The 23,242-nt window shown below is 72.9% G+C and carries 18 protein-coding genes and 1 pseudogene; 5 read left to right on the top strand and 14 right to left on the bottom strand.

Going from position 1 to position 23,242, the window contains the following annotated elements; translation table 11 throughout:
- The first annotated feature begins 140 nt into the window (after positions 1–140).
- Positions 141–2,450 (top strand): heavy metal translocating P-type ATPase, encoded by a 2,310-nt coding sequence (locus ACIRL2_RS16905; protein ID WP_402232774.1) that lies wholly within the window; start codon positions 141–143, stop codon positions 2,448–2,450.
- Positions 2,451–2,659: 209 nt separating this feature from the next.
- Here the strand turns inward: ACIRL2_RS16905 and ACIRL2_RS16900 are convergent, their stop codons facing one another.
- Positions 2,660–3,448, bottom strand: coding sequence for a VOC family protein (locus ACIRL2_RS16900; protein WP_402232771.1), 789 nt, complete (start codon positions 3,446–3,448; stop codon positions 2,660–2,662).
- 295 nt (positions 3,449–3,743) lie between these two features.
- On the opposite strand from ACIRL2_RS16900, the pseudogene ACIRL2_RS16895 reads away from it, so the two are divergent.
- A pseudogene (locus ACIRL2_RS16895) lies at positions 3,744–4,067 on the top strand (12-oxophytodienoate reductase); the annotation flags it as partial.
- A 65-nt stretch (positions 4,068–4,132) separates the two neighbouring features.
- On the opposite strand, the gene ACIRL2_RS16890 reads toward ACIRL2_RS16895, so the two are convergent.
- The 12 genes from ACIRL2_RS16890 to ACIRL2_RS16835 form a co-directional block, all read right to left on the bottom strand.
- Positions 4,133–5,734: an ABC transporter ATP-binding protein gene (locus tag ACIRL2_RS16890; protein ID WP_395871315.1), complete on the bottom strand. Its 1,602-nt coding sequence runs from the start codon at positions 5,732–5,734 to the stop codon at positions 4,133–4,135.
- Positions 5,731–6,531: an ABC transporter permease gene (locus ACIRL2_RS16885; protein WP_402232813.1), complete on the bottom strand. Its 801-nt coding sequence runs from the start codon at positions 6,529–6,531 to the stop codon at positions 5,731–5,733. Before ACIRL2_RS16885 ends, ACIRL2_RS16890 begins: the two co-directional genes overlap by 4 nt.
- A 53-nt stretch (positions 6,532–6,584) precedes the next feature.
- Positions 6,585–7,538, bottom strand: a complete 954-nt coding sequence (locus tag ACIRL2_RS16880; protein ID WP_402232768.1) for an ABC transporter permease — start codon at positions 7,536–7,538, stop codon at positions 6,585–6,587.
- Entirely contained in the window at positions 7,535–9,139 is a 1,605-nt protein-coding gene (locus ACIRL2_RS16875) for an ABC transporter substrate-binding protein (RefSeq protein ID WP_395871320.1), read from the bottom strand. Before ACIRL2_RS16875 ends, ACIRL2_RS16880 begins: the two co-directional genes overlap by 4 nt.
- A 56-nt stretch (positions 9,140–9,195) precedes the next feature.
- On the bottom strand, positions 9,196–9,990 hold the full coding sequence (locus tag ACIRL2_RS16870) for a class I SAM-dependent methyltransferase (RefSeq protein ID WP_395871322.1): 795 nt from the start codon (positions 9,988–9,990) through the stop codon (positions 9,196–9,198).
- A complete protein-coding gene (locus tag ACIRL2_RS16865) occupies positions 9,987–11,324 on the bottom strand; it encodes an MFS transporter (protein WP_395871325.1) in 1,338 nt (445 codons plus the stop codon). Before ACIRL2_RS16865 ends, ACIRL2_RS16870 begins: the two co-directional genes overlap by 4 nt.
- Complete coding sequence (locus tag ACIRL2_RS16860) at positions 11,321–12,373, bottom strand: dipeptide epimerase (RefSeq protein ID WP_395871327.1); 1,053 nt, start codon at positions 12,371–12,373, stop codon at positions 11,321–11,323. The genes ACIRL2_RS16865 and ACIRL2_RS16860 overlap by 4 nt, the downstream gene beginning before the upstream one ends.
- Positions 12,370–13,539 (bottom strand): PLP-dependent cysteine synthase family protein, encoded by a 1,170-nt coding sequence (locus ACIRL2_RS16855; protein ID WP_395871328.1) that lies wholly within the window; start codon positions 13,537–13,539, stop codon positions 12,370–12,372. Before ACIRL2_RS16855 ends, ACIRL2_RS16860 begins: the two co-directional genes overlap by 4 nt.
- Positions 13,536–14,366, bottom strand: coding sequence for a Rossmann-like domain-containing protein (locus ACIRL2_RS16850; RefSeq protein ID WP_402232763.1), 831 nt, complete (start codon positions 14,364–14,366; stop codon positions 13,536–13,538). Before ACIRL2_RS16850 ends, ACIRL2_RS16855 begins: the two co-directional genes overlap by 4 nt.
- Positions 14,363–15,676, bottom strand: coding sequence for an ATP-grasp domain-containing protein (locus ACIRL2_RS16845; protein WP_402232761.1), 1,314 nt, complete (start codon positions 15,674–15,676; stop codon positions 14,363–14,365). Before ACIRL2_RS16845 ends, ACIRL2_RS16850 begins: the two co-directional genes overlap by 4 nt.
- Positions 15,677–15,938: 262 nt before the next feature.
- Positions 15,939–16,805, bottom strand: coding sequence for an aminodeoxychorismate lyase (locus ACIRL2_RS16840; protein WP_395871333.1), 867 nt, complete (start codon positions 16,803–16,805; stop codon positions 15,939–15,941).
- On the bottom strand, positions 16,802–17,779 hold the full coding sequence (locus ACIRL2_RS16835) for an LD-carboxypeptidase (protein WP_395871596.1): 978 nt from the start codon (positions 17,777–17,779) through the stop codon (positions 16,802–16,804). Before ACIRL2_RS16835 ends, ACIRL2_RS16840 begins: the two co-directional genes overlap by 4 nt.
- A gap of 1,130 nt (positions 17,780–18,909) precedes the next feature.
- On the opposite strand from ACIRL2_RS16835, the gene ACIRL2_RS16830 reads away from it, so the two are divergent.
- Together ACIRL2_RS16830 and ACIRL2_RS16825 are read left to right on the top strand one after the other, a co-directional pair.
- Positions 18,910–19,683 (top strand): hypothetical protein, encoded by a 774-nt coding sequence (locus tag ACIRL2_RS16830; protein ID WP_402232758.1) that lies wholly within the window; start codon positions 18,910–18,912, stop codon positions 19,681–19,683.
- 495 nt (positions 19,684–20,178) lie between these two features.
- Positions 20,179–21,000: an SAM-dependent methyltransferase gene (locus tag ACIRL2_RS16825; protein WP_402232756.1), complete on the top strand. Its 822-nt coding sequence runs from the start codon at positions 20,179–20,181 to the stop codon at positions 20,998–21,000.
- A gap of 163 nt (positions 21,001–21,163) precedes the next feature.
- Here ACIRL2_RS16825 and ACIRL2_RS16820 read toward each other — a convergent pair whose 3' ends face one another.
- Positions 21,164–21,499, bottom strand: coding sequence for a chaplin (locus tag ACIRL2_RS16820; protein ID WP_395871339.1), 336 nt, complete (start codon positions 21,497–21,499; stop codon positions 21,164–21,166).
- Positions 21,500–21,744: 245 nt separating this feature from the next.
- Between ACIRL2_RS16820 and ACIRL2_RS16815 the strand changes: the two genes are divergently transcribed.
- Positions 21,745–23,226, top strand: a complete 1,482-nt coding sequence (locus ACIRL2_RS16815) for a multicopper oxidase family protein (protein WP_402232753.1) — start codon at positions 21,745–21,747, stop codon at positions 23,224–23,226.
- Positions 23,227–23,242: the final 16 nt, after the last annotated feature.

Below are 23,242 nucleotides of genomic sequence, written 5' to 3'. Positions count from 1 at the left end.
GCGGCGAAGTCGAGGCCGACACTTGCACTCCGCATACCCCCTAGGGGTATATTGGGAGTGTGATCGCGGGCCTGCACCGGCCGCCACCGCCCCGGGCCCGCGACGGCCACACCGCACCACGACACGAGAAGGAGAGGGCGATGAGTTCGAGCACCGAGACCTCGGCGCCGCAGGACACCGGGCAGATCGAGTTGTCGATCGGCGGCATGACCTGCGCCTCGTGCGCGATGCGCATCGAGAAGCGGCTCAACAAGCTCGACGGCGTGACCGCGACGGTCAACTACGCCACCGAGAAGGCCAAGGTCACCTACGCCGGCGACATCGCGCCGACCGACCTGGTCGCCCAGGTCGAGGCCGCCGGCTACACCGCCGAGCTGCCCGCCCCGCCCAAGACCGCCGGCAGCACCGGCGAACCGGCGCCGGACGCGGACCCGGACGGGGGCAGGGTCCGCGCCCTGCGCGATCGGCTGCTCGTCTCCGTCGTGCTGACCGTGCCGGTGATCGCGATGGCGATGGTCCCGGCCCTGCAGTTCACCAACTGGCAGTGGTTGTCCCTCGCCCTGGCCTGGCCGGTCGTCGCCTTCGGCGCCTGGCCGTTCCACAAGGCCGCGTGGACCAACCTGCGGCACGGCACGTCGACCATGGACACCCTGGTGTCCATGGGCACCCTCGCGGCGCTCGCGTGGTCGGTGTACGCCCTCTTCTGGGGCACCGCCGGCACGCCCGGAATGACCCACGCGTTCTCCTTCGCCATCGAACGCGGCGACGGAGCGGGCAACATCTACCTCGAAGCCGCCGCCGGGGTGACCACGTTCATCCTCGCCGGCCGCTACTTCGAGGCCCGCGCCAAGCGCCGCTCCGGCGCCGCGCTCAAGGCACTGCTCGAGCTCGGCGCCCGGGACGTGGCCGTGTTGCGGAACGGGCGCGAGGAACGGGTCCGGGTCGAGGAGTTGGTCGTCGGAGACCTGTTCGTGGTGCGCCCGGGCGAGAAGATCGCCACCGACGGCGTGATCGAGCAGGGCACCTCGGCCGTGGACGCCTCGATGCTCACCGGCGAATCCGTCCCCGTGGAGGTACGCCCCGGCGACGTCGTCACCGGCGCCACCGTCAACGCCGGCGGCCGGTTGGTGGTCCGCACCACCCGGATCGGCGCCGACACCCAACTCGCCCGGATGGCCCGCCTGGTCGAGGACGCGCAGAACGGCAAGGCGCAGGTGCAGCGCCTGGCCGACAAGGTCTCCGGCATCTTCGTGCCGATCGTCATCGCGCTGGCCGCCGCCACTCTCGGCTTCTGGTGGGGCACCGGGCAGGGCGTCGCCGGCGCGTTCACCGCCGCCGTCGCCGTGCTGATCATCGCCTGCCCGTGCGCCCTGGGCCTGGCCACCCCGACCGCGCTCATGGTCGGCACCGGGCGCGGCGCGCAACTGGGCATCCTGATCAAGGGCCCCGAGATGTTGGAGTCCACCCGCCGCGTGGACACCGTCGTCCTGGACAAGACCGGCACCGTCACCACCGGCCGGATGACCCTGCTGGAGACCCACCTCGCCGCCGACGAGCGGATCGAGGAGGTGCTGCGGCTCGCGGGTGCCCTGGAGAACGCCTCCGAGCACCCGATCGCCCAGGCCATCGCCAAGGGCGCGAGCGAGCGCGTCGGCGACCTGCCCGACCCCGAGGACTTCGCCAACGTCGAGGGGCTCGGCGTCCAGGGCATCGTCGAGGGCCACGCGGTGCTGGTCGGCCGCACCCGGCTGCTCACCGAGTGGGCCCTGGACCTTCCCGTCGACCTCGAACGCGCCATGGCCGACGCCGAGGCGCTCGGCCGGACCGCCGTCGCGGTGGCCTGGGACGGAAAGGCCCGCGCCGTCCTGGTCGTCGCCGACGCGGTCAAGCCCACTTCCGCCGAGGCCATCCGCCGCTTCCGCGAGCTGGGCCTGACCCCGATTCTGCTCACCGGCGACAACACCACCGTCGCCCGCACCGTCGCCGCGCAGGTGGGCATCGATCCGGAGCACGTGTACGCCGAGGTTATGCCGCAGGACAAGGTCGACGCGGTTACCCGGCTCCGGGCCGAGGGCCGGATCGTGGCCATGGTCGGCGACGGCGTCAACGACGCCGCGGCGCTGGCCACGGCCGACCTCGGTCTGGCCATGGGCACCGGTACCGACGTGGCGATCGAGGCCGCCGACCTGACCCTGGTCCGCGGTGACCTGCGGGCCGCCGCCGACGCCATCCGGCTCGCCCGCAAGACCCTGGCCACCATCAAGTCCAACCTGTTCTGGGCGTTCGCCTACAACGTCGCCGCCCTACCGCTCGCCGCCGCCGGCCTGCTCAACCCGATGCTCGCCGGTGCCGCGATGGCCTTCAGTTCGGTCTTCGTGATCAGCAACAGCCTTCGCCTGCGCGGCTTCAAGGCACTCGCCGACGAAGGCCCCGCCACGAACGCGGCCTGAACCACCTGCACGACCCGACCCCCGCCGGCGCCCGCCGGCGGGGGTCGGCCTGGGTCGGCGGGGGTCGGGTGGGCGCCGGGGTCCGGATCCTCCGACCGGCCGCCCACACCACCGCGGCCCTCGGTGACCTCCGCTGCCGGCAGCACACCGACCGAACAGCCGTGCGCTCGGCATCCGTTGCGGATGCCGAGCGCATGAGGGGGTGACGGTCAGGACGGTGCGGGAGCCGTCGCGTTGATCACCGCGAAGGCGCCGCCCTGCGGGTCCTGGACCACGGCCATCCGACCCGCCATCATGTCGAACGGCGGCTTGAGCACATTGCCGCCGGCCCGGATCAGCGCGTCCACCGTGCTGTCGGTGTCGTCGACGGAGAAGTACGTCAGCCAGTGCGCGGGCGTACCGGGCGGCAACCGGTCCAGCCCCTGCATGCCGCCGATCACCCGGCCGCTCGCACTCAGCGACGAGTAGCCCTCGGCACCCTCCATCTCGGCGGCCTCCAGGCCCACCGCGACCGAGTAGAACGAGGACGCGGCGGCGGTGTCGCCGGTGTTGAGCTCGCTCCAGATCACCGCGCCGGGCTCGTTGACCACCTCCGCGCCGCCGAAGTCCAGTGCCTGCCAGATCCCGAACACGGCGCCCGTGGGGTCGGCGATCACGCCCATCCGGCCGAGCGTCATCACGTCCATCACCGGCATCACCACCGTGCCGCCGGCCTTCGTGACCGCCTGTTGGGTGGCGTCCGCGTCGGTGGTGGCCAGGTAGGTGGTCCACGCGGGCGGCGGAACCTCCCCGCCGTCCGGGGACATCGCGGCCATGATGCCCGCGACCGGCTTCCCGTTCAGCAGGCACACCGAATAGCCGCCGGTCTCCGGCGGCCCGACCTCGCCCTGCCAGCCGAACAGATCGCGGTAGAAGTCGAGGGCGGCTTGCTGGTCGGGGACCATCAGGTCGACCCAACAGGGGGTGCCGGGCACGTAGGGCTTGGTGACCACGGGCATGACGTGAACCTCCAGAGAAACCGACAAGGAACGCCCCCGTCCCCTCATCGTCGGCGCCCTCGGCACGGCCCGCCACCGACGTGACCCATTCGTCCATGCGGTGCGTCGTGCGTGTGCGAGGTCTTGCCGATACACCGTATTCAATGTGTACATTGTCTACTACGGATACAACGTACGCACAGTTGTCGCCGGCCATGAGTCGTCCGCCACAGGTTCCGTCGACCACGGGGTGCCACCGGCCGTCGACGCCGTCAGCCATACGTCGGCCACCGTGTCGCCGGCCCAGGAAGAACACGTGACCAGCCACCCGCCGACCACGACCGTCGATCAGGTCCAACCGCTGTTCCGCCCGTTCGCCGTTGGCGGTCTGGAACTGTCCAATCGCATCGTGATGGCCCCGATGACCCGCGGGTTCTCGCCCGGCGGGGTACCCGGGGCCGATGTCGCCGACTACTACGCCCGCCGCGCCGCCGGTGGCACCGCGCTGATCGTCACCGAGGGCACGTACATCGACCACGCCACCGCCGGATGGGGCGAGCGTGTGCCCCGCTTCCACGGCGAGGACGCCCTCGCGGGCCGGCAACAGGTCGCGCGGGCCGTGCACGGCGGGAGGGGCGCACCGACCTGGACGGCCTGCTCGTCCGCCTCGATCGCGACGAGTTCGACCTGATCGCCGTCGGCCGCTCACTCCTGGCCGACCCGGGATGGGCCGAGAAGATCCGTACCGGGAGACCCGACCAGGTCACCCCTTTCACCCGGCCCCTCCTGGGCACCCTGCACTGACCCGACATCGGCGGCGGCCCGCACCAGCAGGCCGGTGAAAGCGTGCGCCGGCTCGGTCAGGACTCGCCGCGTCGGGCCGTGTTCGACCACCCGCCCGTGCTCCAGGACCGCGATGCGATCGCCGAGCAGGCCCGCGGCGGCCAGGTCGTGGGTGATGAACACCAGGCTCAGCTCGGCGTGTTCGCGCAATCGCCCGAGCAGGTCCAGGATCGCGATCCGGGTCGGAGCGTCCAGACCCGAGGTGATCTCGTCGCAGACCAGCACCCGGGGCCGGGCGAGCAGCGCGCGGGCCAGCGCGGCGCGCTGCACCTCGCCTCCGGACAACGCACCCGGCCGGCGGCCCGCGGTGTCGGCCGGCAGCCCCAACTCGCCCAGCGTGCCCAGCGCCTGCGCGCGGGCCTCGTCCGGCTCGACACCGCGCAACCGGACCGCCGTGCGGGCCACCTGCTCGAACACCGGCCGATATTCGTCGAAGGAGGCCCGCGCGTCCTGGAACACATATTGCACGGCGGCCAGTTCGGCGCGGGTACGAGTGCGCAGGCTGCGTCGCAGCGGCGTACCGTCGAGCAGGACCCGCCCGTCGTAGCGGCTGTGCAGCCCGGTCACACAGCGTCCCAGGGTGGTCTTGCCACTGCCGGAACGTCCGACCAGGGCCAGGCATTCCCCCGCTTCCACCGACACGCTCACCCCGTGCAGGACGGCGCTCGCCCCGCCCGCGCGGTGCCGGGCGACCACGTCGCGCACCTCCAGGCGGGGCACGGCCGCCGTCCGGGTCGAGGGCACCGGCCGGTTCGGCCGATCCGCGAGCCCGTCCGGCCGCCGCGCGGTGAGCGACACCCGGGCCGGTGGACCGGACTCGACCACCCGCCCGTGCGCCAACACCACCACGTCGTCGGCCAGTCGGCGCACCACGTCGAGGTCGTGGCTGAGCAGGATCACGGCGATGCCCTGTCCGGCCACCGCCGCCAACCGCTCGACCACCCCCTGCTTGGTGAGCGCGTCCTGCCCCGTGGTGGGCTCGTCGGCGACCACGGCGCGGGCCCCGAGCAGGAGAGCCTGGGCCAGCACCACCCGCTGCTGTTGCCCGCCGGAGAGCTGATGCGGGAAACGCCGCACCATCTCCTCCGGATCCGGGATCCGAGCCGCCCGCAGCGCGTCGTACACCCGTGTCCGGATCGCCGCGCGCCCGCCTCCCGCGGGCCGGGCGATGTCGCGCAGCAGCGCCCCGACCCGACGGGCCGGGTTGAGCGCGGCGGCGGGATGTTGCGGGATGTAGCCCACGGGACCCTCGCCGGTGACCCGTATCTCGCCCGTCACCCGGGCGCCGGGCGGGAATTCGCCGAGCAGGGCCAGTCCCGTGGTGGTCTTGCCGCTGCCGGACGCGCCCACGAGCGCGGTGATCCGCCCGGCGCGCGCGGTCAGGCTCACCCCGTCCACGATCGCCCGACCGCCGACCTCCACCCGCAACTCGGATACCGACACCACCGGTTCCGGATCACTCATCGGTGCTCTCCCGTCCGCTCTCGGGGTGCTTGCAGCGCAGCGTCGAACAGCAGATTCGTGCCCATCGACAGCGCCACGATCAGCGCCGCGGGTACCACCACCGCCCACGGCTGGAGGAACAGGCCGACCCGGTTGCGGTCCACCATCACCGCCCAGTCCGAGGCGTCCGGTGCCACGCCCACGCCCAGGAAGGCGGCGGTCGCCACCAGGTACAGCGCTCCCGTCAGCCGCGTGCCCAGGTCGGCGGCGAGGGTACGCCGCATCGATCGGGCCGCGTAGCCGACGGCGATCCGCCACCACGACTCGCCCTGCATGCGCAGCGCCTCCACCACCGGACGCGAGGCGATCTCGGTGGCCGCCGAGAACACCACGCGTGCCGCGTCGGGAACGGTCACCAGGGCCACCACCGGGACCAGTTCGCCCGGTCCCGGCCGGAACAGCGCGGCCACCAGCAGCACGAACAGCAGCGAGGGCACCGCGAGCAGCACGTCCAGTGGGCGGATCAGCAGTTCCGCGAGCCAACTCCGTCCGGTCAACGCGGCGGCCAACCCCAGCGGGATCGCCACCAGATAGGCCAGCACGGTCGCGGCGACCGCCACGACCACCACCGAGCGCCCACCCAGCAACACCTGTCGCCAGACGTCGCGACCGGCGAAGTCGGTGCCCAGCCAGTGCCCTCGGCCGGTGGTGAAGGACACGGCCCGAGATTCGGGCGCTCCCGCGAACAGTGGCCCGAGCACCGCGAACAGCAGCGGCACGGCGATGAGTCCCAGCGCGAGCGCGTACCGCCACGCCATCCGCCGGCGGGAGTCGATTCCGTCGCGACGCCCGTCCCGGGCGGCCGGGTCGCTCATGCCGCGGCCTCCGCGCGCGGGGCGAGTCGGCGGGTGACCAGGTCGGCGCCGAGGTTGACCACGACGGTGATCACCCCGAACACCACCGCCAGACCCTGGATCACCGGGATGTCGCGCGCCGCGACCGCGTCGATCAGCACCGTGCCCAGTCCCGGGATCACGAACAGGGCCTCGACCACGATCACGCCGCTCAGCAACCAGTCGCAGGTCCGGGCGAGTTGCTGGCCCGCCGGGGCCAGCGCGTTGGGCAGGGCATGGGCCCAGCGCACCCGGGCCGCGGACAGGCCCTGCCGCCGGGCGTGCGCGACGTACGGCGACGCCATCGCGTCGATCATGCCCGCACGCACCAGACGACTGATCGTGCACACCGGCCGGGAGAGCAACACCAGCACCGGCAACACCAACACGGCCGGGTGCGCCCACGGATCGCCGCCGGTGCCGACGGCGGTGGGCGGCAACCAGCCCAGGCGCAGCGCGAACAGCGTGGTCAGCAGCACCCCCAGGGCGAACTCCGGGACCGCGTGCACGGCCGATGTCAGCGCGCTCACGGTCCGGTCCAGCGGACCGCCCTCGCGGCGCGCTGCGAGCACGCCCAGCCCCACCGACAGCGGCACCAGCAGGATCGCGGTGACACCGGCCAGCGTCAGGGTCGGGCCGAACCCGTCGGCGAGCAGGTCGGTGACGGGACGACCGGAGATCAGCGACGTACCCAGATCGCCGCGTGCCAGGGCGCCGCACCAGTCGAGCAGTCGCTCGGCGGCGGAGCGGTCCAGGCCCATGGACTCCCGGATCCGGGAGATTCGTTCCGGATCGGGCTGGTCGCCGGCCAGGGCCACCGCCGCGTCGCCGGGCAGCGCCTCGGTGAGCGCGAAGATCAGTACGACCAGCGCCGCCGTCTGCCCCACGCCCAGGAGCAGTCGGCGGCTCAGCCAGGTCCGGTCCGGGCTCACGCGAGCCAGACCCGGTCGAATCGGGCCCAGTCCAGGGTGTTGGCGGGCGCGGTCACCGCCACCCCGCGCACCCGGTTCGCGGTGGCCACGATCCAGTCCGCGAACCCCCAGATCAGGAAGCCGCCCTCGGCGTGCAGTCGGCGCTGCATGCGCTCGTAGAGCGCGGTGCGCAATCCCTCGTCGTGGGTGGATTGGATCTGCTGGTAGAGGTCGTCGAAGTCCTTCGCGTGCCACTGCGTGGCGTTGGTGGTGGACCCGCTCAACAGCCGCTGGGAGATGTGGGATTCGATGGGCATCGCGCCCGAGCGGTAGGAGGCCAGGGTGCCGCCGGTGAGGATGTCCTTCCAGTAGGTGTCCTTGTTGCCGACCCGGACCTCGACGGTCACCCCGGCCCTGGCGGCCTGTTCCTTGAAGATGCCGGCCGCCTCGACGAATCCGGTGGCGGCCGGCGCGGTGTCCAGGGTGACCCGCAGTCCCTCCGCGCCCGCCTCGCGCAACAGGTCGCGGGCCTTGGCGAGATCCTGGGTGCGTTGCGGGATGCCGGCCGCGTAGTAGCGGTATCCCTTGCCGAACAGGTCGTTGCCCACCTCGCCGGCGCCCGACAGCGCGCCGTCGACGAGTTCGCGACGGTCGGCGATCAGGAAGAACGCCTGCCGGACCCTGGGGTCGTGGAAGGGCGGCCGGTCGGTCTTCATCACGAAGCCCTGCATCGCGCTGTTGCGCAGCCGCAGCACGGTGATCCGGCCCTTGCCCTCGTGTACGCGCGCGGTGGCCGGGTTCAACTCGTGTGCGTACTCGACCTGTCCGCCCAGGAGCGCGTTGGTGCGCGCCGACTCCTCGCCGGCCACCACGAATTCCAGTTCGTTCAGGTGCGGCGCACCTTCCCAGTACCTCTCGTTGCGCCGCAGCAGGAGCGAGCTTCCGGGCTTGAACGAGACGAAGGTGAAGGGTCCCGAGCCCACCGGTCGTTCGAAGGAGTCCGCGTCCTTGGGCACGATGTAGGCGCCGAACGCGGCCAGGGTGTTGGGGAATTCCGCGTAGGGCCGTTTGAGGCGGAACTCCACCGTGCTCGGGTCCGGTGCCCGACTGGCGTCCAGGTCGATCGGTTCCAGTGACGCCTTCGCGCGGAACGCCCGCTTGGGGTCGGCGATGCGGCGGAAGCTGTACAGCACGTCCTCGGCGGTGACCGGCCGGCCGTCGTGGAAGGCGGCCGGGCGCAGCCGGACCCGCCAGGTGACCAGGCCGGGGTCCGCCTCCCAGCCGGCGGCCAGCCGGGGCACCGGGGCCAGATCCGCGCCGTAGTCGGCGAGTTTGTCGAACAGGGCCTTGGCCCGGGCCACGTCGACGAACAGATTGGCCAGGTGCGGATCGAGGTTCTCGTTGGCGCCACCCCCGGGGAAGGCCGCGCGCAGTCGGCCGCCCCGCCTGGGGGTGCCCTCGGCTTGGGCGCCGCCGGCGCGCGGGCCGGAATCGGCCGATCCGCCGCCCGCGCAACTCACCGCCAGGGTCAGTGCTCCGGCACCGCCGGCGGCGAGGAGGACGCGACGCGAGGTGCCGGGCGGGCGGTCGCCGATCGGTATGGCAGGACTGGTGCGACTCATGGGTCGTGCTCTCCGTGATGGTGATGGGGGATGGTGGTGGGGCTTGTGCCGGTGCGTCAGTCGAGCCGGCGGGCGACCACGTGCAGGCGGTCCGAGTCGGCGCTGTCCGCCGGTGGCGCGCCCTCGGTCCACGGCGGGTCGGTGCGCGGCCCCGGGCGGTCGTACAGGGCGAGCACCTCGAACCCGGCGACCGTGAGGAAGTACCGCAGTTCCTGCGGGAACAGCAGTCGCCACGCGGAGTACTGCGCGCGGGGCGGGGTGCCCCGGTCCGAGGTCCACACCCGGCGTCGGCGCAGCAGTTGCGCCGCGTGGTCGACCCACAGCGTGGTGTGCGAGGTGTGGGTGACGCCGTCGTGGACGACGGTGTCCACGCGAGGTGTCGCCGGCTGTCGGGCACCGTCCGCGCCGCGCAGGAAGTAGGCGCCGTTGCGCAGTTCGGCGATCAGCAGGCCCCCCGGCGCCAGATGTCGCCGGGACCGGTCCAGGAACGCGGTCAGTTCCGCGTTGTCGTGGCAGTACAGCAGAGCGCTGTCCAGGCAGACGACGGCGTCGAAGGTGCGGCCGAGGTCGAAGTCGCGCATGTCGGCGAGGCGGTAGTCGGGGCCGGGGTGCCGACCGCGGGCGTGGTCGAGCATCGCCGCCGAGGTGTCGATGCCGACCACCTCGCGCGCCGCGTGGTGGTGCAGCCAGGCCGCGTCCCGCCCGGTGCCGCAGCCGACGTCGAGCACGCGCGGCCCTGCCCCGTGGCGGCGCAGCGTCTCCTCGGTCCAGCGGGCGGCGACCCGGTCCGGATCGGGGAAGCGTCGTTCGTAGAGTTCCGGCGTGTCGGTGAGGAGGTTGCGGGTGCTCATCGCGGCTCGCTCTCGGCCCGGGGGCGGTCGCCGACGGGCGCGGTGGTGGGCTCCTCGGCGGCGCCCGCGGGCGGGGTCGCCGGCCCCTCGGCGGCGATGGTGGGCGGTGTGGGCAGCGCGCCCCTGCGGCGCAGCCAGGCGACCGCGAGGGCCGAGCCCAGCCCGAGCAACACGCAGCACACCCACGGCAACCACGCGCGGTCGGTGCGCGCGCCGCTGTCCATCGCCCACCCGATCCCGGCGTTGCCCACGGCGGCGGCGATCCCGGACGCCCCGTAGAACAGCCCGAAGCCGGTCCCGGTCAGCCCCTCGCGGCCGAACGCGGGAATGAGTTCGAGCACGAACGGTTGGGCGATCATCACTCCGACGTGCAGCAGCAGCGCGCCCGCGAGCAGCGGCAGCAGGCGCAGTACCGCGTCCGCAGTCCCGTCCGGTCCGGTGCCGCCTGCCACCAGGATCGGCGGGAGGAAGGCCAGGCCCATCAGCGCGGTCCCGGCGGCGATCCAGCGGGCCCGGTCGCCGCGCGCCTGTAGGTAACGGGTGATCCGCAGTTGCAGGAGCAGATTGACCGCGGTGCCGATCACGAAGAGCAGTCCGACCGCGCTCTCGCGCCCGGTGGCGTGCCGCACACCGTCCGGGAGCAGCAGGTACAACTGCGTCTGCAGGCCGTACATCCCGGCCATCGCGATCGAGAACGCCACGAACGCGCGGTTGCCCAGGACTTCGCGCCAGTCGGAGGCCACCGATCCCTGTGGCGCGGGGACCGGCCGGGCGGGCAGAACGGCGGCCTGGGCGAGGGTGAGTACGGCGAACAGCGCCGCCGCGGTGAGCGCCGCGGTGGTGAAGTTCACCAGGAGCAGCAGGCTGCCCAGCAGCGGGCCGAGCAGCGCGCCGGTGGTGGCGAACACGTTGAACAGGGCGAACGCCTCCGCCTTGCGTTCGCCCGCCTCCTGCGCCAGATAGGTGCGTACGGCGGGGTTGAACAAGGCCCCGGCGAGGCCGCTGAGCACGGCCGCCGCGATCAGGATCGGCAGGCCGTCGCCGAGCGCGAACAACGCGAATCCCACGGTGCGCAGCGCGCATCCGGCGATGATCACCCCGCGTGCGCCGAGTCGATCGGCCGCGGAGCCGCCGAGCACGAACAGGCCCTGTTGGCTGAGGTTGCGGACGCCCAGCACGATGCCGACCACGGCCGCCGATTGCCCCAGGTCGTCGGTGAGATGGGTGGCGAGGTAGGGGATCAGCAGGTAGAAGCCGGTGTTCACGCCGAGTTGGTTGACCAGGAGCAGGCGCACCGCGAGCGGAAAGCTCGCCACCGCGCGCAGGGTCCTCATCGGCGCTCCCGGGCGGGCGCGGGTCGCACGCCCAGGCCGGCGGCATCGGGGGCGCGTACGGTGCCGTCGAGGCCGCCGATCCCGGTCCACGGGTCGTGCGCCAGCAGCAGGTGGCCGTCCAGGTCGACCCAGCGGGCCCGGTCCAGGATCTGCACGGCCGGCGCCAGACCGAGCGAACTGCCGGTCAGGCAGCCGAACATGATCTCGGTGCCGCTTCCGCGCAGCGCCTCGACCAGGCGCAGCGCGGCGCGGGCGCCGCCGCATTCGGCGAGTTTCAGGTTGACCCCGGGAACCCGGCCGGCCAGCCGCAGGACGTCCTCGGGGGTGACCGCGTCCTCGTCGGCGATCACCGGGATCGGCGCATGCCGGGCGATCCGGGCGAGCAGGTCGGGTCGGCCGGGTGCGACGGGTTGTTCCACGGCCTCGACGCCGAGCGCGGCGAAGCGCGGGAGCAGGTCCAGGGTGCGGGCCTCGGTCCAGCCGCCGTTGGGGTCGAGCAGCAGCCGGGCGTGCGGGGCCGCGGCCCGCACGGCGGCGACCCGGTCAAGGTCGTGGACGGGGTCGGGCGAGCCGGCCTTGATCTTCAGGACGGTGAAGCCGAGCGCGGCCAGTCGGCCCGCCTGGGTCGCGGCGTACTCGGGCTCGACGATGCCGATGGTGCGGGCGGTCGCGGCGGCGGGCGCCCGGTCGGCGCCGAGCATTCGGTGGACGGGTCGATCGGCACGCTTGCCGACGAGATCCCACAGGGCCGCGTCCAGGGCCGCCAGGACACCGGCGGGCAGGCCGTCGGGAGCGGCGGTGTCCAGGAGCGCCGAGGCGCTCTCGGGTTCGGCGAAGCGGGCCAGCCACGGCCGGGCCACGCTCTCCAGCGCCGCCACGATGGTGCTCGCCGACAGGCCGAGTCGCGGGCTGCCGAGCGCCTCGCCACTGCCGTACTCGCCCTCGTGTTCGATCGTCACCCACACCGCGTCGCGACTCGCCGTCACCGAGCGCGATATGCGCAGCGGTTCGGCCAGTTCCAGATGCGCGGTGCGCCACGTGAGCCTCATGCCGTTCCTCGGGTCGCGGTCTTGGGTGCGGGCGCGGACATCGGCGCGCGCGGGGTCGGCGGCGCGGGTGTGCGCCGGGATGGTCGCGGATCGTCGACCCTGCGGCAGCGGGCCCAGCCGGCCACCTCGACGGCGCGCGGGTGCAGGATCTCCACCGGATGGGTGGGGACGACGGCATGGTCCAGGCCGTGGGTGCGGCAGAAGTCGTCGTCGTAGACGGTGCCGAGGTAGCGGTGCGGCCCGTCCGGGAAGACGCCGACCACGGTCGCGCCCCGGTGTACCCGGGCCGCCCAGGCGGCGACCAGGGCGACCGCCCCGGTGCTCCAGCCGCCGCTGACGAAGCTGCCTCGGGCCAGCCTGCGGCAGGTGTCCACGGCGGCGGCCGGGCCGACCCAGTGCACCTCGTCGAACGCGTGGTGGGCGACGTTGCGCGGATGGATGCTGCTGCCCAGTCCGCGCATCAGCCGAGGACGCGCGGGTTGCCCGAAGATGGTCGAGCCGACCGAGTCGACGCCGATCACGGTCAGCGCGGGCCAGCGCCGACGCAGCGGTCCGATCAGCCCGGCGCTGTGTCCGCCGGTGCCCACGCTGCACACGAGCACGTCCACGTGCTCCAGGCCGTCGACCAGTTCGGCCGCCATCGAGGCGTACCCCGAGGGGTTGTCGGGGTTGTTGTACTGGTCGGGCCAATAGGCGTCGGGCGTGCCGCGCAGGATCTCGTGCACCCGGGCCAGCCGGGCCGCCTGCCAGCCGCCGGTGCTCGCGGGTCGATCCACCACCTCCAGCGCGGCGCCGTGGGCCCGCAGCAACTGCCGCATGGACGGTTCGAGTTCACCGTCGCAGACGAGCCGTACCGGATGGCCCAGGGCCTGGCCGGCGAAGGCGAGTCCGACGCCCAGCGTGCCCGAGGTGGACTCGACCACCAGCGCGCCGGGGCGCAGTTCGCCGCGCCGCCGGGCGCCGCGCAGCATCGACACGGCGGCGCGCGCCTTCATCCCGCCCGCGCTGAGGTATTCGAGCTTGGCCCAGAAGCCGGGTTGCGGACAGGGCAGCGCGGTGCCGATCCGGACGAGCGGCGTACGGCCGAGCAGCGCCAGCAGGTCGGGGTTCGCGACGACCGCCTCGGCCGGACCGGGCGCGGGACGCGGTGCGGGAACGGTGTTCACGAGGCGCCCTCGCCGTACCGGTGCACGATTCCCGGGCCGCCGTCCAGCCAGAAGAACGGGTACGGCTCGGCGCACACCGCGCTCACCCCGGCGCCGAGGAACAGCGGCAGCACCGCGCTGCCGGTCTGGGCGAACATCACCAGCGGCTTGCCGGTGCTCGCGGCATGCGCGCGCAGCGGCTCGAAGGTTCCGTTGCCCAGCGTCATCCCCGATGCCAGGATCGCGTCGCAGTAGGCCAGTTCCGCGTTCGCGTCGCGGCGGATCGGCTCGCCCCACTCGGTCGTGTCGCCCTTGAGGTCGCACGGTACGCAGCGCAGGCCGAGCGCGCGCAGCCGCTCCAGGAGCGAGTTGACCACGCCCACCACCAGGACCGTGGCCGGCCGCTCCACCGGCAGCAGTTCCACCACCGCGTGGGCCCGGGCCCGCGACTTCTCCAACGAGGTGCCGGCGGGCAACGGGTGGGGACGGGCGCCGTGTTCGGCGGCGTGCGGACGGCAGCGCATCAGGTAGGCGTCCAGCGCGGCGATCCGGACCGGTGTGAGCGGGTGGGCCAGGAGTTCGGCCACGCTCGCCCCCACGCAGTCGTCGATCGTGTCGGCGGGCAGCGTGCCGGGTTCGGCCGCGCACGAGCCGACCGCCGCGCCCAGTCGCAGGCTGAGCACTTCGTTGCGATAGCCGCCGGAGCGCTCGGCGTGCCGAACCGCCTGGATGGTGCGGAACGCGGTGCTCACCCGCTCCCCGGCCGGGTCGGGTCCGTACCGGCCGGCGGCGACCCGGGCGAACAACTCGTCCAACGTGCGCACGGGTCGGGACCGGGGCGCGCTCATCCGGACACCACCGTCGGGTCCGCGTAGCGCGGACGCAGTCGGGACAGCAGCCACTCGGCCGACTCGCGCGCGGCGCCGCCTTCGGTGTCGGCGGTCATCACATGGCCCAGGTAGTCGTTGTTGCTGGTCGCGGCACGCACCGCGCGGCCCGGTTCGGTCAGGGTCAGTTCGACCACGTCGGGTCGGTGCCGGACCGCGTCCGCGCCGTCGATGCCCACGAGCGTGCCCTCGCCGCCCGCGGGCAGGTCCCGCTCGTTCGGCAGCAGCAGGCCGATCGCCGCGCTGCGCATCCCGGTCGGGCGTTCGGCGAGGTCGGGTCGCCGGCCGAGGGCGACGTCCACGCACGCCGCGACCAGGTCGACGCCGGTGACGTGCCGGACCAGTTCGGTGATGCGGTTGCCCGCCGGTCGCGGATTGACCTCCACCACACGCGGGCCGTCCGGGGTCAGCTTGATCTCGGTGTGCGCGACCACGTGGTCCAGGCCGAGCGCCTCGACGGCGCGCACGGCGGTGTCCGCGGCGGCCCGGGCCAGGTCCGGGTCCACCGCCGCCGGGAACATGTGCCCGGTCTCGACGAACCACGGCGCGCCGCCCAGGCTCTTGTCGGTGACACCGACCACGTGGGTGTGCCCGTCGAAGGTGACGGTCTCGACGCTCACCTCGGGGCCGGTGAGGAACTCCTCGACCAGCACGACGGGCACGCGTTCCTGTCCGCGCGCGTTCACCGGGAAGTCGACCGACGCCCGGTGGGCGTGCGCCGCCTCGGCGTCGTCGTGCACCTTGCGCACCAGCATTCCGGCGCACAGGTCCACCGGCTTGACCACCACCGGATAGCCGATCTCCCGGGCGGCGGCCCGGGTTTGCTCCCGCTCCCGACACAACGCGAAGCGCGGGCCGGGCACGCCCGCCTCGGCCAGCCGCATCCGGGTCAGGTCCTTGCGACAGGCCGCCTCGACCGCGACCGGGTCGGGGGCCGGCAGACCCAGCCGAGCGGCGATCCGGGCGGTGCCGGGCAGGTAGTAATCGCACGCGGACACCACCCCGTCGAAGCCGAACACCTCGTGCAGCCGCTCCGCCAGGGACGGCAGTTCGGCCGTGTCGTTGGTCTCGGCGGTGACGATGTTGCGCGCGGACAGCAGCGGATGGGGGGCACCGTCGGCCCCGGGGCGCGCTCCGTTCGGCGTCGAGCGCAGGTAGTGGTGCAGGTCTCGGGTCAGGAAGGTGAACTCGTGCCCGCCCTCGTGGATCGCTCTGGGCAGCAGCCTGCTCATCGCCCCGACCCAGCTTTCGACAACCAGCAGATGACCCACCGAACTCCCTCTCCGACTGCGGCGACGGCTCTCTCGCAGAGCGTCGACCCGCCGCACCGTATCGGGGATGGTTTTCATTATCAATACTTGACTAATGAAAGTCGTTTTCAGTTATGGTGGTCATCGAGCCGCGCCGGGACAGCCCGGAACCACCCCGAAGCGCCCGCAACAGCCCGGCGCCGCCCGCGTCGGGCAGGGGCGGAGCAAGCACGGGCAGAGCAGGCGAGGGAGGGGCCGGACCGAATCGGCCCGGGCGGCCCCGTCAGCCGGCCCGCACCAGTTCGGCGATCTCGTCGTGCCGCGCGCACGGCGGACACGGCACGCCGTCGATGGCGGTCACCCGGGCGGCGAGCCGGACGCTGGAGATCAGCCACACGCCGTCCCCGGCGCGCAGATCGGCCACCGACAATCGCGCGAAGCCGCACTCCCATCCGGCGCCCGCCGCCGCGTCGAACAACCGACGCAGCGTGATACTCGGCAGGATGCCCAGGTCGAGCGCCGGCGTCAGCAGCCTGCGCCCCTTCGCCATCAGCACCGCCGCCGTCGGCGCCTCCAGGACCGCGCCGTCCTCGGTCAGGAAGATCGCGTCCTCCGCGTCGTGCGCACGGGCCCACCGCCCGGCGGCCATGTTGACCGCGTACGACAACGTCTTGGCCCCGGCCAACAACCACGGCGCCCGCGCGGGCGGGGCGGTGACGACGCCCCGGGTCAGGGTCACCGTGCGCACCCCTTCGGCACGCGCCCGCCGGGTGCTCGCCGGGATCGGGTCGACCAACACGTAGCCGGTCTCCGGACCGCCGCCCTCCGGTCCCCGAGTCAGCACCAGCCGCGCGTAGCACTCGCCCACCGCGCCGTGCCGCTCGATCGCGACAGCCAGGCAGTGCCGCCACGCGTCGTCGGCCGGCGCCGCCAACCCGAGCGCGGCGGCCGAGTCGGCCAGTCGGGCCAGGTGTTCGTCCAGGTGCCTGGGTCGACCGTCGAGCACCGACAACGCCTCGAAGACGCCGTCCCCGCGCAGCGCCCCCAAGTCGTCGGCCCGCAGCGCCGGTCGGGCGCGGTCGGCGACGGTTCCGTCGAGGCGTACCAGCGTCCCCGGGTCGGGGGCGGGCGGCTCCGGCGCGGCGGTCACCGCAACGCCGCCGAAGTGAGCGTCAGCGTGCCCGCGTCCGCGTCCAGGTCCGCCTCGACGCCCAGGGGCATCGTGAGTTGGCGCGGACCGTGGCCGAAGTCCAGCCCCGCCAGCACCGGAACGCCCAGCGGCGCCAATCGATCGCGCAGCACGGCCTCGATCTGCTCGATCGGCCCGCAGCCCACCCAACTCCCGGTCGCGATCCCGGCCACTCCCGCGAACCATCCCGAGCGCAGCAGTTGGGTGAGCAACCGATCGATGCGATAGGGCTGTTCCCCGATGTCCTCGAACAGCACGATCGCGCCGCCGGCGGGCGACGACTCCGGGCATCCCAGCGAGCCGGCCACCAGGCTCAGCGTGCCACCCGTGGTGACCCCGCGGGCACGACCGGCCACCAGGGAGCGGGCGTCCGCGGAGCCCAATTCCACCGCGTCCTCCGGGCTGAACAAGGTCGCGCGCAGGTGGGCGAGGGTGGTCGCGTCGGGCGGTACGCCGTCCACCGCGCCGAATCCGGCGGTGGCGGGCATCGGCCCGAACAGGGTGACCACCCCCAACCGGGCGGCGAACGCGGCGTGCAGGGAGGTGACATCACTGGATCCCAGGAGGACCTTCGGCTCCACCGCCGCCATCGACTCCCAACACAGCAGGTCGAGTATCCGTGCGGCACCATAGCCACCGCGCGCGCAGACGATCGCGTTTATATCGGGATCCAGCCACGCGTCCTCCAGGTCGCGCGCCCGATCCCTGTCGGTGCCGGCGAGGTACCCCGGCCCCTGCCCGTCGAGGACGTGCGCGCCCGGCACCACCTCCAGCCCCAGGTCGGCCAGTACCGCGCACCCGGCGCGCAACCGTTCGGCCTCGACCGGACCGGCCGGGCACACCACCGCGACCCGGTCGCCCGGCCGCAGCCGACGCGGTCGACGCAACGCCTGCCCGCCGGGCGACAACGGATCAGGCTCGACCAGCCGCGTCACCACGAACCCCGTCCTCGGTCGGAATCGGCCGGCGGCGCCGGTCGCCGCGCCGCAGCGACCACCTCCGACAACCAAGGCGGCGTCCCGGGTCGGGCCGCGCGCGAGGCGCCCCGGTCATGGTTCGCCGGGTCGTGGTTCGCCGGGTCGTGGCCCGTCCGGTCGTGGGTCGTCCGTTCAGCCTTCATGCCTCGCATCATGCCCAGCGTGACCGGGGCAACCAGCCCGCGTTCATCTCATCGAGTGAACGGCCACCGCGCCCGGAGGGTCCGGCTCGGGACAGCGCGGGCACCCGCCGGGCCCGCCTCACCCTCGCGGCATGCGAATCCTCGGCGGCTCGTGGTTCCTCGGCCTGCCGTCGCCGAACAGGCCCGGGTCCGCGCCCGGGACGTGACCGTCTTCCGGCGCGGCACCGGCGACCCACCGACCGGCGCCTACACCGGCACCGACCCGACGGCCGGCACCGCGCGGCTGATCCGGGGCGACCGTCGGCGACGCACGCGACCCGGCGACTCCGTCCGCCGCAGGGCCGTGGGACGTGGTGATCGACACATCCGGGTACGTGCCGGCCGATGTGCGCGCCGTCGCGACGGCATCGACACATCCGGGTACGTGCCGGCCGATGTGCGCGCCGTCGCGACGGCGCCGCGGCCGGTCGTCGCCCGGGGCGGTGGTCGTCTCCACCGTCAACGTCCGACCGTCGCCGGATCCGGCCGGCATACATTCCCGACACCTGTAACGCCCGCCGGACCGTTACCGGCTCGGCGGCGGAACCGACCCGGGTCGACGAGCGGTTCCCGCACCGCGCGCCCTGATCGGAACCGCCACCCGTCGAGATCGCTCGCCGACGGCGTACGCGCATCCGCCCCGGCCGCTGCGGAAGTCGCCGAATCCATCGGGACACACGTCGCCGCGGCCCCGGAAAAACCCGTCAACGAAGCCGGCTTCCCTACACCATCGAGGGCCTGAGTTCATCACACTTGGATACCGCCGCCCCATGGAAACGGGTTTCGGTGGATCATGGGCGCAGTGCGGGTGGGAAGTCCCCACCCGCCGGAAGGGTACATGGCCGCCCCGACAACGGGTCGCGTTCGCCCTTCCAGCGTCCCAGTGGCATGAGAAGGAGTCGCCGGATGGTCGCATCGTCTGTGGACGAACTGCGGATTTCTTTGGAAAAGGAGGCTAGTGAACTGGCCGGGCAGCGAGACCGGCTCCGCGATGAACTGGCAAATGTGGAACGGCAGTTGGCGGCCCGGCTGAGCGCGGTGGAGCACCTCGCGCTGATCCGCCCGCTGGTGCCGCTGCCCCGAGCCGAGGCCGAACCGGTCGCACCGGTCGAGGTCGCTCCGGTCGAGGCCGAGCCCGTCGCGGAGGCGCCGGTCGAGGTCGCTCCGGTCGAGGAAACCCCGGCCGAGGAGGCTCCGGTCGAGGAGGCGCCGGCGGAGGAAGTCGTCGCGGAGGAACCGCCGGCTCCGGCCACGCGTCGCAAGCGCAAGACGGTTCCGGCAACGAAGGAAAAGACGCGGATACAGGCCGCGTCGGCGCGCAAGGCCCCCGCGGCCAAGCCTGCCACCAAGCCCGCCGCCAAGAAGAAGACCACCCGCGCGAAGGCGGCTCCGGCCAAGGCGGCCAAGTCGGTCGCAGCGGTCGAGCCGGTCGCGCCGGTCGAGCCGGTCGCGCCCGAACCTGCGGCGGCTCGCCCGGTCCGCTCCCACCTGCGCGACGAGATCGCCGCGTTGTTGGAAGGCACCGGCGAACCCATGAACGTCCGTCAGCTCACCGAGGCTCTGGGTGAGACCGCCACCAAGAGCCGCATGGAGAGCGTGCGTACGTCCACGGAGGGTCTGGTCAAGGCCGGTCGCGCGATCAAGGCCGGTCGCGGCCTGTTCGCCGGCCCCGGCGCCTGAATCACCTCCGGGAACCCCCGGATTCACCGACCACCGCCGGCCCGACACCGCCCCCCGGGGCATCGTCGGGCCGGCGGTGGTCCTCGGACCGACTATGCCCGTTCCGACAGGCTCACACGTGGCCTCGACCGGACGGACCAGGTCCGACGTGCAAGGGCTCCTCCGCCGACCTGGCCACCGCCGTCGCCCACATGCGGAACATGCCCGGCCCCGCGGTGGAACTCATGCGGATCCGCTTGCCCGTCCAGCAGCACCTACCCGAACCCCGCACCTACGGGCCGGAGTTCCGTTACACCAAGAATAAAGCCTGACCTCCGCGACCCGACCCGGCGCGTCCCGACGACCCCTGCCCCACCCGGACGGCACGCGTCCGGTGTCGCCGCTCGGAAAGTTTGCCCAACGTGATGGAACGTTCACCGGGATGCCTGCCGGCCCGGCGTACGGGCCCCTAGATTGGCCTGGACCACCCCACACGGCATCCGGAGATGAGAGTTCGTGGCCGAGTCCATACTCGACGCAGAATCGGCTTTACCAGAGCGGAAGATCGACACCGAGGTGGCACACACCGCCCGCGTGTGGAACTACTGGCTGGGCGGCAAGGACAACTACCCCGTGGACCGCGAGACCGGCGATCAGATCGCCGCGATCCACCCGGGAACGCGCGACTACGCCCTCGCCGACCGGCAGTTCCTGGGCCGAGCGATCCGCCATCTGGCCATGGATCTGGGCATCCGTCAGTTCCTCGACATCGGCACCGGACTGCCGACCGCCGGGAACACCCACGAGATAGCCCAGGCCGTGGCTCCGGAATCGCGGATCGTGTACGTCGACAACGATCCGCTGGTCCTCGTGCACGCCCGGGCCCTGCTCACCAGCAGCCCGGAGGGGGCGACCCGCTACATCGACGCCGACCTGCGCGACGTCGACGAGATCCTGGCCCGCGCCGCCAAGACGCTGGACTTCGACCAGCCCATCGCACTCGTCCTGCTCGGCGTGATCATCTTCGTCAACGACGACGACGAGGCGTACGAAACAGTCCGTCGACTGCTGGACGCGCTTCCCTCCGGCAGCCACCTCGCGCTGTCGCACACGGTGACCAGTCCGCCGGCACCGCCGGACGTGGACGACGCGGTGGCGTTCTGGAACGCGCACGGCACGCCCAAACTCAAGCAGCGTTCTCCCGAGGGCATCGAACGCTTCTTCGACGGCCTGGAGTTGCTGGAACCCGGCGTCGTCTCCTGCTCCCGGTGGCGGCCCGATGCGGGCGACAAGACCCCGGATGTGGCCATGTACGGCGCGGTGGGACGCAAGCCGTAGTTGCCGCGAACACACCGGCCATGTGCCGGCGAGAACCTGCCGGACCGTCGAGGAGGGTGTCGATCGGTCCGGCCGGGCGGCCCCTCGGATCCGTCCGTATCGGAGGGGCCGCCGGTGCAGCGGTGTCGAGCGCTATCGCCGGAGGACGAGCCGCGCCGACGCGTCAGCCCTGGTGGCCGCCGCCGTGCTGCGGGGCCTGGTGCTGGGCGTGCTCACCCTCGTGGCCACCATTGTCGTGACCACCATTGTCGTGGTCGCCGTCGATGTTCGCGCAGACGTTCCCGATCGTCGGGTTGAAGAAGCCGAGCAGGTTGACGCTGTTGCCGCAGAGGTTGATCGGCACGTGGATCGGCAGCTGGACGTTGTTGCCGGACAGCACGCCCGGCGAGCCGACGGCCGCACCCTTGGCCTCGGAGCCGGCGTTGGCGACGCCCGCGCCCGACACGACGAGCGCGGTGATGCCGACGGCCACGGCCGCGGTCTTCTTGAACGTGTTCATGTGATCTCCGTTTCGGATGGCGCCGCGGGTGGCGCGACGTCCGGTGCAACGACGCGAATCCCGCCCGGGCAACTGCTGATTCCCGGGTTTCACCCAGGTGGCGGCACCCGCCCGGACGCACCGGGTGCCGAGTCCGACCGGCGTGTTCGACGCGGCCGGCGCGGGGTACTCACCGCCGGACCACGCCGATCCCGCCGGCGGGCGAAGCCTCATCGCGAGCCGACTCCAGGAAGCAGGGCCGCATCGTGCCTGTCCCGTCCCACCCGACCCGCCGCGCCCTGCTGTTCGGCGCGGTGGGCAGCGTCGCCCTGCTCGGTGCCGGCACCCGGGGGCCGCTGCGCACCGGCACCGCGCCGCGACCCGTGATCCCCGTCGCCGACACCGCCGTGCCGCTCGACGCGGCGCCGGTCACCGTCGATCTGGGCTCGCGTACCGTGCGCACGTGGGCGTACGGCGACCGGGCGCCCGGCCCGGAGATCCGGGTCACCGCGGGTGGCACGGTCTCCGCGCGGTTGCGCAACGGCCTGCCGCAGGAGACCACGGTGCACTGGCACGGCGTGCGGATCGATCCGGCGATGGACGGCGCCCCGGGACTCAGCCAGGTCCCGGTCGCGTCCGGCGACACCTTCGACTACCGCTTCACCGCGCCCGATCCCGGCACGTTCTTCTACCACTCGCACGTGGGCACCCAACTCGACCGCGGGATGTACGGGGTGCTCGTGGTCGAGGACCCGGCCGAACCGCTCGGCTACGACGCGGAGTGGACGGTCGTCCTCGACGACTGGCTCGACGGCACCGGCACCGACCCGGACACCGAACTGGGCACGATCCGCGACACGCCCCGGCCCGCACGCACCCTGCGGAGCAGGCTGCTGGGCGGGACGGCGGGTCACGTCGACTACCCGCACTACCTGATCAACGGCCGCACACCACAGGCCCCCGAGGTGTTCACCGACAGCCCCGGTCGGCGGATCAGGCTGCGGTTGGTCAACGCCGGGGCGGACACCGCGTTCCGGGTCGGGTTGGGCGATCACCGGCTGACCGTCACCCACACCGACGGATTCCCGGTGCTGCCGGTCACCGTGGACGCGCTGCTGATCGGGATGGGCGAGCGATACGACGTGCTGGTGACCCTGGCCGACGGGGTGTTCCCGCTGGTGGCCGAGGCCGAGGGCAAGGACGCCCGGGCGTTCGCGGTGGTGCGTACCTCGGGCGGGGACGCCCCCGATCCCTCGGTCTCGGTACCCGAGTTGGATCGCCGCCTGCTCACCCTCGCCGACCTGGTCGCCGACCCGTCGGTGGACCCGGGCGACGCACCCGCCCGCGCGGTGGATCTCGTGCTGGGCCGCGGCAGGAACGGGACGGGTTGGACGCTCGGGACGGCCGCCGCGCGGGACGTGACGCCGCTGCGGGTACCGGTCTCCGTCGGCGAGCGGGTCCGACTGTCCTTCACCAACGCGACGCGCATGTGGCATCCGGTCCACCTGCACGGGCACACCTTCCAGGTGCGCGGCGAAGAGGGTCGGGGCCCGCGCAAGGACACCGTGATCGTGCGTCCGAGGGAGCGGGTGACGGTGGACGTGCTCGCCGAGAACCCGGGCGAGTGGATGTTGCACTGCCACAACCTGTACCACAGCGAGCTGGGCATGATGGCGACCCTGGGCTACGGCGACACCCCACCCGCCGCTCCCGATTCGTCCATGGGGGGCATGTCGGGGACGGGCTGATTCCGGCAGCCACCAA

This window comes from Embleya sp. NPDC127516, from assembly GCF_044765325.1.
Lineage (GTDB): Bacteria > Actinomycetota > Actinomycetes > Streptomycetales > Streptomycetaceae > Embleya.
This window is presented reverse-complemented; position numbering and strand designations above follow the sequence as displayed.

Excerpts from the sequence above, each read along its gene's own strand:
- ACIRL2_RS16905 (WP_402232774.1), top strand. The coding sequence starts at position 141 with ATGAGTTCGAGCACCGAGACCTCGGCGCCGCAGGACACCGGGCAGATC.
- ACIRL2_RS16900 (WP_402232771.1), bottom strand. The coding sequence starts at position 3,448 with ATGCCCGTGGTCACCAAGCCCTACGTGCCCGGCACCCCCTGTTGGGTC.
- ACIRL2_RS16890 (WP_395871315.1), bottom strand. The coding sequence starts at position 5,734 with ATGAGTGATCCGGAACCGGTGGTGTCGGTATCCGAGTTGCGGGTGGAG.
- ACIRL2_RS16885 (WP_402232813.1), bottom strand. The coding sequence starts at position 6,531 with ATGGCGTGGCGGTACGCGCTCGCGCTGGGACTCATCGCCGTGCCGCTG.
- ACIRL2_RS16875 (WP_395871320.1), bottom strand. The coding sequence starts at position 9,139 with ATGAGTCGCACCAGTCCTGCCATACCGATCGGCGACCGCCCGCCCGGC.
- ACIRL2_RS16870 (WP_395871322.1), bottom strand. The coding sequence starts at position 9,990 with ATGAGCACCCGCAACCTCCTCACCGACACGCCGGAACTCTACGAACGA.
- ACIRL2_RS16865 (WP_395871325.1), bottom strand. The coding sequence starts at position 11,324 with ATGAGGACCCTGCGCGCGGTGGCGAGCTTTCCGCTCGCGGTGCGCCTG.
- ACIRL2_RS16860 (WP_395871327.1), bottom strand. The coding sequence starts at position 12,373 with ATGAGGCTCACGTGGCGCACCGCGCATCTGGAACTGGCCGAACCGCTG.
- ACIRL2_RS16850 (WP_402232763.1), bottom strand. The coding sequence starts at position 14,366 with ATGAGCGCGCCCCGGTCCCGACCCGTGCGCACGTTGGACGAGTTGTTC.
- ACIRL2_RS16830 (WP_402232758.1), top strand. The coding sequence starts at position 18,910 with ATGGTCGCATCGTCTGTGGACGAACTGCGGATTTCTTTGGAAAAGGAG.
- ACIRL2_RS16820 (WP_395871339.1), bottom strand. The coding sequence starts at position 21,499 with ATGAACACGTTCAAGAAGACCGCGGCCGTGGCCGTCGGCATCACCGCG.